Consider the following 14,750-nt stretch of genomic DNA (forward strand, 5'->3'; position numbering starts at 1 on the left):
CCCTCGCGTGCGCCTATGCTCGCTCCAGTGTCCAAGTTGACGACGGCAGCGAAACGAATGCTGCTGGGCAGGCCTTTCCGTAGTGATTCGCTTGGCCATACCCTGCTGCCGAAGCGCATCGCCCTTCCGGTGTTCGCCTCCGATGCGATGTCCTCTGTCGCGTACGCGCCCGAAGAAATTTTCCTGGTGTTATCCGCGGCCGGGATCTCGGCCTACGTCTATGCCCCCTGGGTCGGCCTGGCCGTCGCCTTGGTGATGGCCGTGGTCGTAGCAAGCTATCGGCAAAACGTGCACGCCTATCCGTCCGGTGGCGGTGACTACGAGGTCGCCACTACTAACCTCGGACCCAACGCCGGTCTGACCGTCGGCAGCGCGCTGCTCGTCGACTATGTGCTCACGGTGGCCGTGTCGATTTCCTCGGCCGCGTCCAATATCGGCTCGGCGATTCCGTTCGTCGCCACGCACAAGGTGCTGTTCGCCGTGGTGGCGATCGCCATCCTGACCGCGATCAACCTGCGCGGCATCCGCGAGTCGGGCACCACCTTCGCCATTCCGACCTACGCGTTCATCGTCGGCATGTTCATCATGCTCGGCTGGGGGCTGTTCCGGATCTTCATCCTCGGCGACAACCTACAGGCGGAATCGGCGGGTTTCGGCTTGAAGGCGGAGGACGAGCACCTGTACGGACTCGCCTTCGCCTTTTTGATCGCCCGCTCGTTCTCCTCCGGCTGTGCCGCGCTGACCGGTGTCGAGGCGATCAGCAACGGCGTGCCCGCGTTCCGGAAGCCGAAGTCGCGCAACGCCGCCACCACGCTGCTGATGCTCGGCACCATCGCGATCGTGCTGCTGATGGGCATCATCATCCTGGCCCAGAAGATCGGGATCGTGTACGCGCACAACGATGCGGATCTGATCGGTGCGCCGCCCGGCTACCACCAGAAGACGTTGATCGCGCAGCTCGCCGAGACGGTGTTCCATGGGTTCCCGGTCGGGTTCTTCTTCATCACGACGGTGACCGCGCTGATCCTGGTGCTCGCCGCGAACACCGCGTTCAACGGGTTCCCGGTGCTCGGTTCGATTCTGGCGCAGGACCGTTACCTGCCCAGGCAGCTGCACACCCGTGGCGACCGGCTGGCGTTCAGCAACGGCATCCTGTTCCTGTCCGGTGCGGCCATCGCTTTCGTGGTGTTGTTCGGCGCCGAGGTCACCAAGCTGATCCAGCTGTATATCGTCGGCGTGTTCGTCTCGTTCGTGCTCAGTCAGACCGGCATGCTGCGGCACTGGACCCGGCTGCTGCGCACCGAAACCGATCCGGCGCAACGGTCGCGGATGAAGCGGTCCAGGGTGATCAACGCCGTCGGCCTCAGCGCGACCGGCGCGGTGCTGATCATCGTGCTCATCACCAAGTTCTTCGCCGGTGCGTACATCGCCATCTGCACCATGGTGGCGATCTTCATCGTGATGAAAATGATTCGCCGGCACTACGATTCGGTGTCGCGCGAGCTGGACGAGCAAGAGTGGGACGGCGTGCTGCCGAGCCGCTCGCACTCGATCGTGCTGGTGTCCAAGCTGCATCTGCCCACCCGGCGGGCGCTGGCCTATGCCCGCGCTACTCGGCCGGACACGTTGGAGGCGATCACGGTCAACGTCGACGAGGCCGACACCAGGGCGCTGGTGCGTGAGTGGGAGCAGAGTGATGTGACGGTGCCGCTCAAGGTGATCGAGTCGCCGTATCGGGAAATCACCAAGCCTGTTCTCGATTATGTGAAGCGGGTGCGTAAGGATTCGCCGCGTGATGTGGTGACCGTGTTCATTCCTGAGTACGTGGTTGGGCATTGGTGGGAACAGGTGCTGCACAACCAGAGTGCGTTGCGGCTCAAGGGGCGGCTGTTGTTCGAGCCGGGTGTGATGGTGACGAGTGTGCCGTGGCAGTTGAGTTCGTCGACGCGGGCGCGCACGCCTGGCATGGTGAACGCGCCCGGGGCGGTGCGTCGCGGTTACGACGATCGATCATGAGTGGGCGGGACGGTTCCGTGGGTGACGGCTCGGATTGTGTCGCGGCGGTGCGTGTGACGACGCTGCGTGCGTTGTCCGAGCTCGGCGACGGCGAGGCGCAGGGATGACCGATTGGCGTGGCACGACTTTCGAGGTGCGCCTCGGGCCGCCCGGACACGGTGGGTTCTGTGTTGGTCGGCACGAGGGGCGAGTGGTGTTCGTCCGGCACGGGCTGCCGGGTGAACTGGTACGGGTGCAGGTCACCGAGGATCGTGGCGGTTCGTTCTGCCGCGCCGACGCGGTGGAGATCCTCGAGCCGTCCCCGGACCGCGTCCCCGCCACCTGCCCCGTCTCCGGCCCCGGTGGTGCGGGTTGCTGTGATTTCTCCTACGCCACCCCGAAAGCCCAACGGGCGCTGAAGGCTTCGGTGGTCGCCGAACAACTACGCCGACTCGCCGGAATCGACCGCGAGATCGTCGTCGAGCCGATCACCGGCGCCGGCGACGCCACCGGCGGCTGGCGTACCCGCATCCGACTGGCCGTCGACGCCGAAGGACGAGCGGGCGTACACGGCTACCGCAGCACCGAGGTGATCACGGATCTACGGTGCCCCCAACCGGTTTCAGGTGCGCTCGACGGGGTGGCGGATCGATTGTGGACGCCGGGAGCGGATTTGGTGATCGCCGTCGACGGTGACGGGGTACGGCACATCATCGAGCTGGCTCCGGCCGCTGACGGGGACAGACGGAAGTCCCGCGGCGGTGAGTGGCAGCGAGCCGAGCCGAGCGCGGCCGGTGAGCGTCGCGACCAACGCGGCCGTGATCGCCGTGGTCGCGCCGAGCGAACCGATCGCCGCCGTGCCAGTGATGACCAGGGCGTGCGTGGGCGTGACGACCGTGCCGGGCGTAGCGGCGGAGCCGAGCGCGACAACCGTCGCCGCCCGACCGGCAAACCAGGCAGCGAACTGCGCGGCGACGACGCGCAGGGTGTCACCGAGCGTGGCCATCGTCGCCGCCCAGGTGAAATCGGCGGCGTCTGGCGCGGGGGCACCGCGCGGCGCGATACCGAGAACGATGACCGCGGCCCCGATGAGACTGATAGCAGTGGGCAGCAAGAAGCCGGTCGCCGCGGCTCTGCCAAACACAACCGCAACCGTCACGGCGGGCTCGATCGGCCTGCTGGCGACGACCGAACCGTCGACGATCGCGATCAGTTGCGCGGCGTCGATGAGCGCCGCGGTCGGCAGGACGTTGATCGGCGGGGCGAGGATGACCGGGCCGGATCGAGTGGTCGTGACGGGCTGCGCGGTGCCGATGAGCATCGGGGTCGGCAGGATGCTGGTCGGCGTGGCGACGATGACCGGGTCGGACCGCGTGGTCGCGACGGGCTGCCGGACCCTGATGGTCAGGATGATCGGCGCAGCCCCAATGAGTCTGGTGGCACGGGCGATACACGGCGCGGCCCGAGTGGTCGCGATGGGTCGCGCGGTACTGATGAGCGCCGTGGTCGGCAGGATGCTGGCCGAAGTGGCGACGGTGACCGGGTCGGACCGCGTGGTCGTGACGGGTTGCCGGGCCTTGATGGGCGTGGTGGCACCGGTTGGGACGATCGCCGCATCGTCAACGAGTCTGGTGGCGTGGGCGATACACGGGGCAGCTCGAGTGGTCGCGATGGGTCGCGCGGTACTGATGAGCGCCGTGGTCGGCAGGAGAGTCGTGCTCGGCGCGGCGACGGTGCAGACATGCGTGGTCGGGACGGGCGTGGCACTGATGACCGCGGGGTGGGGCGCGCGGAGGAACGGTACGACGCCGACGGCCGGCTGGAGGCGCCGCAGGCCGGTGAGCGGCGTAATGCTTCTGCTCGGCGCGCGGCTACTCATGCGGCGCGCGATGAGTGGGTGATCGCTGGAACCGGGCGCGCGGTCGAGTATGTTGCGGGCCGCCGCTGGGAGGTCTCCGCGACCGGCTTCTGGCAAGCCCATCATGGTGCCGCGCAATGTTATTCGGACTTGGTGGCCGAGTGGTCCGGGCTACACCCCGGCGGCCTGGCCTGGGATTTGTACAGCGGTGCAGGCGTTTTCGCGTCCCGCCTGGCGGACCAGGTCGGCCAGACCGGCGCGGTACTCGCAGTGGAGTCGGCCCGCTCGGCGGTCGCCGACGGCACCGCGGCCCTGCACGACCTGCCCTGGCTCGACCTGCACGCCCAGCGAGTAGAGCGCTGGGTCACCGAACGCGTAGGCGGCGCAGCACCAGACACCATCGTCCTCGACCCACCCCGCGCGGGTGCGGGCAAAGAGGTGGTCGCCGCGATAACCACAACCGGCCCCCTCCGCATCATCCACATCGGCTGCGACCCAGCCGCTTTCGCCCGCGACCTAGGCCTCTATCAGTCCGCTGGCTACCAACTGGCCGACCTGCGGGCCTTCGACGCTTTCCCCGGCACTCACCACGTCGAATGCATCGCGTTGCTCGAGCGTCCAGCCTCGCAGTAACACGGCGACGACGGACCGCACAGTCCCAGAGGAAGATACGAATGTAGTGCTGGCGAATCTTCCCGCTGAGATGCGCGAGAACCTTGTGACCGTGCTCGAGCTCGATTCAGAGCATCGAATTGGACGGTGCCTCGACAACTCGACCGTTCGTCGGGACATGTGGCGGCGAATGTGCGTGGGCTCGCCCTCATGTCGCGTTCGGCAACGCAACTGTGCTGATCCGGGCTTGCGTGGCGGGCGGGCGGAGCACGGTGGCCGGATTGAGCGGGGCGGCTGGATTGAGCGGGCGGCCGGTGCTGGACTAGCAGTGCCGGGTGCCGATTAGGAGCGGTCCGCAAACTCTTTGCGCGGGTCTCGCGGCGGAATCGCATGTGATGCCGCGTACGGGAGGCAAGGTTCGTGCGGCGGTGGCGGGTGTGCGTCAGTCGTTGCCGGACAGTGGTGGGGGAGGCCGGGGCAGGGCGCCACATTCCTTGCGCTGGTCACGCGGAATCGCATGTGATCCCGTGTATGGGAGGCAAGGTTCGTGCGGTGGTGGCGGGTGTGCGTCAGTCGTTGCCGGACGGTGGCGGGGGAGGCTGGGCAGGGCGCCACATTCTTTGCGCTGGTCACGCGAGATCCCATGTGGCCCGTGTACGGGAGGCAAGGTACGTACGGCGGTGGCGAGTCGCGTATTAGTCGTTGCTGAACCGGCGGCGCGTGACGCCAGATTCGGTGCGGCTGCACATCCTTTGGGGTTGCACACACCGGACCGCATGCGGAAATCGAGTGTGCGCGGCGGCGTACGGCGGGTCAGTCGTCGTAGACCGGGGGTCTGCGGTCGCGGCGGGCGCGGATGGCTTCGTCGAAGTTGTCGGTGGTGAGGCGGACGTAGAGTTGGGCCATTCCCTCGTGTTGCATGTGGGATTCGAAGCCGCCCGCTTCCATGCCGCTCCACAGCATGCGTTTGGTGAGTTCGGTGCCGACGCGGCTGAAGCTGATGATGCGGTCGGCGAGGTCGTAGCAGGTTTCGAGGAGTTTGGCGGCGGGCACGGTGCGGGAGACGAGGCCGATGCGTTCGGCTTCGGCGGCGTCGACGTCGCGGCCGGAGAGCATGATTTCGAAGGCGCGGGAGGCGCCGATGGCGCGGGGCAGCAGGTAGCTGATGCCGAGTTCGGTGGAGGTGAGACCGTTGTTGATGCCCGCCGCGCGAAAGTAGGCTTCCTCGGCCGCGATTCGGATGTCGGTGGCGACGCTGAGACAGAATCCGCCGCCGATGGCAGCGCCGTTGATCGCGCCGATCACCGGCTGGTTCATCCGTCGCAGCGTGATCATCACATCGTTGAGCAGGTCCATCGAACGGCGCGCGACGCTGGTGACGGTGAGTCCCTCGACATTGGGCACCTTGCCCGCACTCTGCAGATCGGCGCCGGAGCAGAAACCCTGTCCCGCGCCGGTGAGCACCACGACCCGAATATCGTTGTCGGCGCTGACTTCTTCCAGTGCCTCGCGTAGCGGGATCATCACGTCGAAGGCCATGGCGTTCATACGATCAGGGCGATTCAACGTGACCAGGGCGATGTGCGGTCGCGGTGTGTCGATGAGCACGAACGACATACGAACCCCTAACCGGCGACGGCGTGTCACCAACTTCTCAATATAAGTCGTCGGCGGTCCGCACTCGTCCGATCGCGACTAAGACGTACGCGCACCGGTTGCGGTGATGGTGATCGACGCTCACCATGTCCGGTCGCGGTTCCTCGGACGCGCGCCGGGTTGTGCCGGATACGCGCTTGCCGCAAGGGATGCGGAGCCTCAGCCGAATGAAGGCCAGGAGTTTGCCGGTGCCGCAAAGGTTTCCGATTTGGCCGCCACTGGACGGACCGGGAACCAGGTGAACAGCAACGCCGCGATGACGGTGAGCACGCCCCAGCCGACGATTCCGCAGCCCGCGAGCAGCGGATTCGCTTCGTGTGCAGGGGAGTTGAACCAACCGAACAGCGCTGCGCTGCCGTTGATCGCGGCGTGCGCGACGACGCATGGCCAGATGCTGCCGGTATACATCCGCAGCCAGCCGAGGATGGCGCCGAGCGGCACGCAGAATCCGATGAACGCGACGGCGGCCCAGGCGCCGAGGTTCGGATAGTTGTAGCCGAGCAGCGTCAGCGGAGCGTGCCACAGCGCCCAGATCACGCCGGTGGCAACGATTCCGCCGGTGAGGCCGAGGCGGCGGGTGAGCTGCGGCATCAGCCAGCCACGCCAGCCGAGCTCCTCGCCGAGCGCGAACGGCAGGGTGCCGAGGGTGGATACGGTGACCGCGTCGACGACGAGGGCTGCCACCATCGCGGGGCTCGGGAACTCGAAGATGTACACGCCGAACAGCGCACTCAACCCGAACGCCAGCCAGAGGAACACTGGCGCGCCGAGCCAGGCGGCCACGATGAGCCACCCTGTCCGCCGTGGTCGCGCGCCGAGCCGTAACCCGTTCTGCGAGAACAGCGCAGACCACGATAGTCGCCGGTATCGCCACACCGCCAGCACGCCGAGCGCGGGGGACAGCATCATCAACGCGGCCGCCGTATGCAGCCACAGTCCGGACCGCAGCCCCTGACCATCGAGCCACGGCCCGGACGCGAGCACCCACGCCGCACCGAACGCGACGAGCAGGAACAGAACGAAATCGTTGCGACGAGCGATCATCCGACATCCTTAGGACGGCGTGCTGCCTTACCTACTCGGACGCGGCGGACGTCCGTCCGGTTCCATCGATGTCGAAAGTTCTTCTATTGTCGCCCGATCAGAACGGTGGCGGCTCGTCGCCAGTCGATCTGTTGCGCATGCCCGCTGAGACCAGCAACGGTTGGTCGGCAGGTTGTCCGATGTCCGAGCGGGGAATGTGGCGGACGGTGAGCCGGAGCGGGCCGGACTGCTGCAGGGCGATGAGTTCACCGAGATGAACGGCCATCGGATTCGTTGACCGACACGCGAGATTCCGTGTGCGACAAACTATGTGCGACAAACTATGTGCGACAATCCATTTGCGACAACGGTTTGCGGCAAACGGTTTGCGATAAATGATTGCCGAGACCTGTGGCAGTCTGGCCCTGTCGGATTAATCCATCTGCCAGGTAACCCGAATGTCCGCCGAGATCTCGCTCTCGCCGAGCTCGACCGGAACCGGAGCGGCACCATAGGCGTCCATCGCGACCGACATCGCCTTCACCCGCGGAAAGGAAGGCGGTGCGGCGGAAGTATTCTCGGTGATCTCGAGCACCGCGCCGAGCGCCCGGCCCGCCCTTGCCGCGAACTGCTCGGCCTTGGCGACCGCGTTCTCCCACGCCGCGTCCCGGGCTTGGACGAGCAGCGACTCCTGATCGGCGAAGGTGAGGTTCAACCCACCGAGCCGAACATCGTCGCCCCCCGCGTCGACAGCGTTGGCGATGATCGTCGCGGGACCCGGATCGGCATCGTCACCAAGGTTGCGCAACGCGACGGTCAGCGACGTACTCGCGAGATATCCGGTGATCCGATTGCCCTGGCCCTCGGTCCACACTGTCTCGGTGTGCACCGACAATCCGCTGGTCGCAATGTCCTTACCCTCGACACCGTCGGAGCGCAGCGAACGAGTGACACCCGCGACCCGCTCACCAGCCTTGCTGTAGGCAAGCGCGACCTTGCCCGCCCGACATTCGACAGAAATCGTGACGCGCATCAAATCCGGCGTGGCGCGTGCAGTGCCGCTGCCGAAAATCGTGATTACGCCCGCACCGGCGGACTCGGACTTCTCGTTCACGGCATGCTCCTCAAATGGTCGGCGGTGAGTCTCGCTTCATGTGGTCAACGGCGGAAAGCACGCAATCGTCCCCGCCGGTCAAAGTTTGTCAGCCTTCCTCGGGATACCTGGTCAGAGCCGCACCTTTTGCCCACGCGTCGCGACCCGATCTCGGCGTCCGCTGGTTGGGTGACTCTCGTCGTCGGTTGCGTGCCGGGTGCGGGGTGCGATGCTGCCGACGCAACAACGGTTCAGGGACGTCTGCTTGTTCGGGAATGATCGAGTACTGCCGAGCGCGTGAGGTGGGGTTCCCGGCCTTCCCCTGCTGTTGGTCACGGAGTGGCGGTTCCAGCCTGGCTGGCCCGCTGCGGTGCTGCTCTCAAGCATCTTGAGCAGCGAGTGTGTCGGGTGCGGTGCAGTCGGTGGTGTCGAGCGAGCCAACACATTGCCACTTGACGCACGTTGCATCCTCTTGACGCATGCTGCAACCTACGTCAAGAGGATGCTTCGTACGTCAAGTCGTCGTGGCTGCGTTGAGTCGAGTCAAATGGTCGTTTGCGGATCGAGGCGAGTCAAAAGGTCGTTGTTGAAGATCAAGTAGCGACCATTTGACTCGACTCGATTCTCCGAAGCCCCTGTCGCGCAACGACAGCTGCCTGGCGACGCTGGAACGGATCCAATGCGCACCGAACTTGGGTTCCGAAGGTCTCGATACGCCGCCACAGCCGGCCAGCCAGGCTGGAAGTCCACGCCGCGCGCCTGACCGTACGGGGAAGGCCGGGTACGGCACACGGCGTGCTCAGCACTATTGGGTAAATACGTGGGACGCGTACATCTTCACGGGAAGTCGCCACCCGCAAAACCCCCGCGGCCCCCGAAATCGCACCCCACCGCTGTCCGCCAGGGGAGTGACTCGGGTGCGGTGTAGTCGGTGGTGTCGAGCGAGCCTGTGCAGTGCCACTTGACGTAGGTTGTGTCCTCTTGACGCATGTTGCAACCTACGTCAAGAGGATGCTTCGTACGTCAAGTCGTCGTGGCTGCGTTGAGTCGAGTCAAAAGGTCGTTGTTGAAGATCAATTAGCGACCATTTGACTCGACTCGATTCTCCGAAGCCCTGTCGCGCAACGACAGCTGCCTGACGACGCTGGAACGGGCCAATGCGCACCGAACTCGGGTTCCGAAGGTCTCGATACGCCGCCACAGCCGGCCAGCCAGGCTGGAAGTCCACGCGCGCGCCTGACCGTACGGGGAAGGTCGGGTACGGCGCACGGCGTGCTCAGCACTATTGGGTAAATACGTGGGACGCGTACACCCTTCACGAAGAGTCTCCACCACCACACCCCCCCGCGTTCCCCGAAATCTCGCAGCACCGCCGTCCGCCGTGATGACGGCAACCCACGCACCAACCAATGAATCGCTCAGTAATCACCCCCGCGCACGGCAATCGCGCGCACCGCCGCGTCCATCTGCGCATACGCCCCTGCCGCCAACCGCTCGAGCAACGCCAACTTCAACTGCGGGGCCCGGGATGCGAGCTGATCGAATCGCGCAGGACTCAACACCGCGACCCGTACCCCGGTCTCGGCCCGCGCCTCGTTCACGAACGGGGTCCCGACCAGCATCGGAATCTCCCCGAACGACATCCCGGACGACAAACTCACCAGCCGATGCGTCCGGTTGTCACTGCCCTCGAAGGTGATTCGCACCCGCCCCTCCAGGATCAGATACAGCCCGGACCGGGCACTCCCGCGCCGCGCGATCACCTCACCGCGGGCGAAGGTGTGCACCTCGAACTCCTTCGCCAACTGCACCCGATCATCGGACTCGAGCGCCGCGAGCGCCGGATGATCCTCGATCGCGATCGATGTGCACACCGGCTCGTCGCCGGGCCGATGCTGGTCGAGCACGATGTCCTCGCACCATTCGGTCGCCGTGTCGCGGTCGATGAACACTCGCCCGCGCGGATCGTTCGGATCCAGGCTCGACACCACGTGCCCGAGCTTGGCGTCGGGATCGACCAGTGCCACCCGCACACCGACCGCCGCGAGTTCGGTCTGCAGATCATCGATCATCCGCACCGCGATCTCGCTCACCTCACCGACCCGGCGCAGATCCACTACCAGCGCCTCCAGCTCACCCGCCTGGGTCTCGATGGTCCGTACCGCACTCTCCGCGCCCGCGAACAACAGATCGCCGTGCAGTTCGTAGACCCGCGCCCGATGCCCGTGTTCGGCGAGCACGGCGATCTCCTCGGTCGTCCGGCGCAGCCGCGATGGCACCTCGGCCACCGAGTACCCGGCTCGGATCGCCGTCCGCGCCGCCCGCGTGACGTGCAGAAAGTGCAGTTCCAGCCGCTGCGACAGCTCCCGGCAGGCCGCGACGCCGCGCACGCTGTTGCCGTGCTTGTCCAGCCGCGGCGAGTAGACCGCGATGCCGATCTGCCCGGGCAGCACGGCGACGATGCCGCCGCCGACCCCGCTCTTCGCGGGCAGTCCGACGCTGGTCACCCAGTCGCCCGCCGCGTTGTACATGCCGCAGGTGGTCATCACGCTGAGCACCCGCTCGGTGAGCGCCGTGGACAGTGCGCGTTCGCCGGTCACCGGGTTGCGTCCGTTGTTGGCCAGGGTGGCCGCCATCTGCGCGAGGTCGCGGCAGGTCACGTCGATCGAGCACTGCCGGAAGTAGCGGTCGACCGCCTCGTCCGGGTCGGAGTCGATGATGCCGAACGAGCGCAGCATGTAACCGATCGCGCGATTGCGGAAACCGGTGCGCGCTTCGGACGCGTACACCGCCTCGTTCATGCTCAGTTCGCGCCCGGCGAAGCGCGAATAGCAGCGCCGGATGCGCTCGAATCGCTCGCTCGGATCGCGGCCGGTGATCAGCGACGCGGCGGTGATCGCGCCCGCATTGATCATCGGGTTGCGTGGGCGCTCGGTCACCGGATCCAAACTGATCTCGTTGAACGCCTCCCCGGAGGGCTCCACGTCGATGCGTTCGTCCACGAACTCGGTGCCGCGATCGGCGAGCGCGAGCGCGTAGGTGAACGGCTTGGAGATGGATTGGATGGTGAAGGAGATGTCCAGGTCGCCGGTGCCGTAGACCCGCCCGTCGGCGGTGGCCAGGCACAAGGCGAACGAATCCGGCTGCGCCGCAGCGAGTTCCGGAATGTAGTCGGCAAGTGTACCGGAATCGTCGGGCCGGCACAGTTGGAATACGTCGTTGACGATCCTGGACACGACGCCCGGTTCAATTGTCCGCTCGATCGCCTCTTCGGGCTGGGCCACACGATCACTGTAGGCCGAGTACGGTATGCCGAGGCTCACATTTCGGCCTGATGTCGGCAGGTGGCGGTCGTTGCCAGGTGTGGCAGTTGGGTTCTCGTTCGAAGGCACTGCCCGCCGCTCCGTAGACTGATCGGATCAGAAGCGCTATCCGGAGGGAGCGAGTTCAGGTGGGAGTGCTTTCCCGGGTCGACACGCCCGAAGATCTTCGTCCGCTCACCGCACCGCAATTGCGTGAGCTGGCGGACGAGATCCGCGATTTCCTCGTGCAGAAGGTTGCCGCGACCGGCGGGCACCTCGGCCCGAACCTAGGCGTGGTCGAGCTGACCATCGCGCTACACCGGATCTTCGATTCGCCCGCCGATCCGTTGATCTTCGACACCGGCCACCAGGCCTACGTGCACAAGATCCTGACCGGCCGCAAGGGCGAGTTCGACACGCTGCGCAAGCAGGGCGGCCTGTCCGGCTACCCGAGCCGCGCCGAGAGCGCGCACGACTGGGTGGAGTCCTCGCACGCCTCCGCGTCGCTGTCCTACGCCGACGGACTGGCCAAGGCGTTCGCGCTGACCGGGCAGGACCGGCGGGTGGTCGCCGTGGTCGGCGACGGCGCGCTCACCGGCGGCATGTGCTGGGAGGCGCTCAACAACATCGCGGGCGCGCCGGACCGGCCGGTGGTGATCGTCGTCAACGACAACGGCCGCTCCTACGCGCCGACCATCGGCGGCCTGGCCGACCGGCTGACCGCGCTACGCACCCAACCCGCCTACGAGCACGCGCTCGACGCCGGGAAGCGGATCCTGAAGAGCATCCCGCGGGTCGGCGAGTCCGCGTACTCGATGATGCACGCGGTGAAGGCCGGGATAAAGGATGCGGTGAGCCCGCAGGAGCTGTTCAGCGACCTCGGGATGAAGTACGTCGGCCCGGTCGACGGGCACGACATCGTCGCGCTGGAATCCGCGCTGCGCCGGGCCAAGGACTTCGGCGGGCCGGTCGTGGTGCACGCGGTGACGCAGAAGGGGCACGGGTACGCGCCGGCCGAGAACCACATCGCCGATCAGATGCACGCTTGCGATCCGATCGATCCGCTCACCGGGGTGCCGGTGGGTGGGCCGAAGGCGCTGGGGTGGACGTCGGTGTTCTCGCAGGAACTTGTCGCACACGCTGAACGGCGCGACGACATCGTCGCGATCACCGCGGCCATGCCGGGGCCGACCGGGCTCGCGGCGTTCGGGGAGCGGTTTCCGGAGCGGATGTTCGATGTCGGCATCGCCGAACAGCACGCGATGGCGTCGGCGGCCGGGCTCGCGCTCGGCGGCATGCATCCGGTCGTGGCGATCTATTCGACGTTCCTCAACCGTGCGTTCGATCAGCTGCTGATGGACGTCGCGCTGTTGAAGCAGCCGGTAACCGTGGTGCTCGATCGCTCCGGCATCACCGGACCGGACGGCGCCAGCCACAACGGGATGTGGGATCTGTCCGTGCTCGGCATCATTCCGGGGATCCGGGTGGCGGCACCGCGTGACGCGGCGACGTTGCGCGAGGAACTGGCGGAGGCGCTCGCCGTCAACGACGGACCCACCGCGATCAGGTTCCCCAAAGGTAGTGTCTCCGACGATATCTCGGCGGTCGAGCGACTCGACGGGGTCGATGTGCTCCGGCTTGCCGCGGGCGATCGCGCCGGCGACGCCCTCGACGGTGGCGGATCGGTCCAGGCGGTGCGCGGTGATGTGCTGCTGGTGGCCGTCGGCTCCTTCGCCGAGGTTGCCCTGCAGGCCGCGGATCTGCTGGAGAACGAAGGTGTTTCGGTCACCGTCATCGATCCGCGCTGGGTCCTGCCGGTCTCCGACACCCTGGTCAAGCTTGCCGAAAACTACCGGCTCGTAGTGACATTGGAAGACGGTGGGCTGCACGGAGGCATCGGCTCGACCGTCTCGGCCCGGTTGCGCAACTCCGGACTGGACATCCCGACCCGGGATCTCGGTGTGCCACAACAGTTCCTGGATCACGCGTCGCGCGGTGCCGTGCACGCGGAGCTCGGGTTGACCGCGCCGGACATCGCCCGACGGATCGGTGGTTGGCTCGCGGCGCGGTGAGTTGAGTTCGCGCCGCAGTGGATCGGGATTGCATCGCGGTCGATCAGGATCGCAGTGGACCCGGGATCGGATCGCGTGACCGTGGATCGGGTTTCCTGATCCGCTGAGCGAGAGCGCGATCCGCGTGCACGTATGCGGCGGCTGCGGCGAAAGAGCAGGCACGGCCAGCGGGTATCGCTCTGCTCGGGTCCGATCCTCGTGAGCCCTCGCGGCTGTCGCCAAGCGGATCCGCTTGGCGACAGCCAACGCTCCGCTGGCTTGGAATTAGTACTCGAGCTTCGTTTCCTGTCTTACGCGTCCGCCCACTTCGATCAGACCGTCCGGGCGCGGGGCGGTCACGATTTGCGAGCCGTGTCCCTGTGAAATGTGCAGCGGGCGGCCGAGACTGGCGGTGAGGAGTAGGGCTGCGGCGCCGGTTGCCTCGTCCTCGTCGATGCCGTCGTCGCGGCCGGGGAAGGCGCGGGCTCGGAGCTGACCGGCAGGCTCGTCCTGCCAGGCCCAGGCGTAGATCCACTCGCCCGGTTCCGGCACGGCCAGTGCGTCCACTTCGGCCGCGGAGTTGTACTGGCGCAGGGTGCGCGGCGGTGCCCATTCGGCTTGCGCCGCAATCCAAGTGAACTCTCCGTCGGTGCGGGTGCGCACGACGCCTGCTTGCGTGATCAGGGTGGGGACGTTGAGGAGCCAGGCTGTGCCTACGCACGGGTGTCCGGCCCAAGGCAGTCGGAGGGTCGGCGTGTAGATGTCGATGACGCCGCGCTCGGGGTCATCGATGAACACGGTCTCGCTGAAACCCAGCTTCCTGGCGAAAGCCTGGCGCTCGGCTTCCCCGGCGACAGCCGACCCATCGCGCACGACGCCGAGTTGATTGCCATGTCGACCGTCAGGGCCGCAGAAGACGCGCAACACCTCGTATTCAATCACCCACGTAGTCAACCATTTCGATCGCTCACCAAGATCGGGCATCTCATGATTGACGGGGCATGGTGGTGGACTGACGCGAGAACGACTGCCGCTATGTCCTATTGGCGGCCAATGTCTGTCGTTGCCGCGTTGCCGCGTTGCCGCGTTGCCGCGTTGCCGCGTTGCCGCGTTGCCGCGTTGCCGCGTTGCCGCGTTGCCGCGTTGCCGCGTTGCCGCGT

The 14,750-nt window shown here is 66.5% G+C and carries 11 protein-coding genes and 2 pseudogenes; 4 read left to right on the plus strand and 9 right to left on the minus strand.

All coding sequences use genetic code 11. The features are described from left to right. Nucleotides 1-27: 27 nt before the first annotated feature. Both ACIBK2_RS11690 and ACIBK2_RS11695 read left to right on the plus strand, forming a co-directional pair. Nucleotides 28-2,016, plus strand: coding sequence for an APC family permease (locus ACIBK2_RS11690; protein WP_396966216.1), 1,989 nt, complete (start codon nt 28-30; stop codon nt 2,014-2,016). Between the two features lie 103 nt (nt 2,017-2,119). Continuing rightward, a pseudogene (locus ACIBK2_RS11695) lies at nt 2,120-2,263 on the plus strand (TRAM domain-containing protein); the annotation flags it as partial. Between the two features lie 174 nt (nt 2,264-2,437). Here ACIBK2_RS11695 and ACIBK2_RS11700 read toward each other — a convergent pair. Further along, nucleotides 2,438-2,566, minus strand: a complete 129-nt coding sequence (locus tag ACIBK2_RS11700) for a hypothetical protein (RefSeq protein WP_396967251.1) — start codon at nt 2,564-2,566, stop codon at nt 2,438-2,440. Nucleotides 2,567-2,617: 51 nt separating this feature from the next. Continuing rightward, a complete protein-coding gene (locus ACIBK2_RS11705) occupies nt 2,618-3,874 on the minus strand; it encodes a hypothetical protein (protein WP_396967253.1) in 1,257 nt (418 codons plus the stop codon). An 18-nt stretch (nt 3,875-3,892) separates the two neighbouring features. On the opposite strand from ACIBK2_RS11705, the gene ACIBK2_RS11710 reads away from it, so the two are divergent. Further along, nucleotides 3,893-4,486 (plus strand): class I SAM-dependent RNA methyltransferase, encoded by a 594-nt coding sequence (locus tag ACIBK2_RS11710; RefSeq protein WP_396967199.1) that lies wholly within the window; start codon nt 3,893-3,895, stop codon nt 4,484-4,486. Nucleotides 4,487-4,499: 13 nt separating this feature from the next. Here ACIBK2_RS11710 and ACIBK2_RS11715 read toward each other — a convergent pair. The 6 genes and pseudogenes from ACIBK2_RS11715 to glsA all read right to left on the minus strand — a co-directional run. Then, nucleotides 4,500-4,643: pseudogene (locus tag ACIBK2_RS11715) on the minus strand (translation initiation factor IF-1); the annotation flags it as partial. Nucleotides 4,644-5,278: 635 nt separating this feature from the next. Beyond that, nucleotides 5,279-6,082, minus strand: a complete 804-nt coding sequence (locus ACIBK2_RS11720) for an enoyl-CoA hydratase (RefSeq protein WP_396966218.1) — start codon at nt 6,080-6,082, stop codon at nt 5,279-5,281. Nucleotides 6,083-6,280: 198 nt separating this feature from the next. Next, nucleotides 6,281-7,165: a lysostaphin resistance A-like protein gene (locus tag ACIBK2_RS11725; RefSeq protein WP_396966220.1), complete on the minus strand. Its 885-nt coding sequence runs from the start codon at nt 7,163-7,165 to the stop codon at nt 6,281-6,283. 97 nt (nt 7,166-7,262) lie between these two features. After that, nucleotides 7,263-7,430, minus strand: a complete 168-nt coding sequence (locus ACIBK2_RS11730) for a hypothetical protein (RefSeq protein WP_396966222.1) — start codon at nt 7,428-7,430, stop codon at nt 7,263-7,265. 147 nt (nt 7,431-7,577) lie between these two features. Further along, complete coding sequence (locus tag ACIBK2_RS11735; protein ID WP_396966224.1) at nt 7,578-8,258, minus strand: SIMPL domain-containing protein; 681 nt, start codon at nt 8,256-8,258, stop codon at nt 7,578-7,580. 1,397 nt (nt 8,259-9,655) lie between these two features. Next, a complete protein-coding gene (glsA, locus tag ACIBK2_RS11740; RefSeq protein ID WP_396966227.1) occupies nt 9,656-11,521 on the minus strand; it encodes a glutaminase A in 1,866 nt (621 codons plus the stop codon). Nucleotides 11,522-11,688: 167 nt separating this feature from the next. Here glsA and dxs point away from each other — a divergent pair, with 167 nt between their 5' ends. Further along, a complete protein-coding gene (gene dxs, locus ACIBK2_RS11745; RefSeq protein WP_396966229.1) occupies nt 11,689-13,611 on the plus strand; it encodes a 1-deoxy-D-xylulose-5-phosphate synthase in 1,923 nt (640 codons plus the stop codon). Between the two features lie 264 nt (nt 13,612-13,875). On the opposite strand, the gene ACIBK2_RS11750 is transcribed toward dxs, so the two are convergent. After that, nucleotides 13,876-14,532 (minus strand): PhzF family phenazine biosynthesis protein, encoded by a 657-nt coding sequence (locus ACIBK2_RS11750; protein ID WP_396966231.1) that lies wholly within the window; start codon nt 14,530-14,532, stop codon nt 13,876-13,878. Nucleotides 14,533-14,750: the final 218 nt, after the last annotated feature.

Origin of the sequence: Nocardia sp. NPDC050175 (assembly GCF_044459885.1) — a bacterium.
Lineage (GTDB): Bacteria > Actinomycetota > Actinomycetes > Mycobacteriales > Mycobacteriaceae > Nocardia.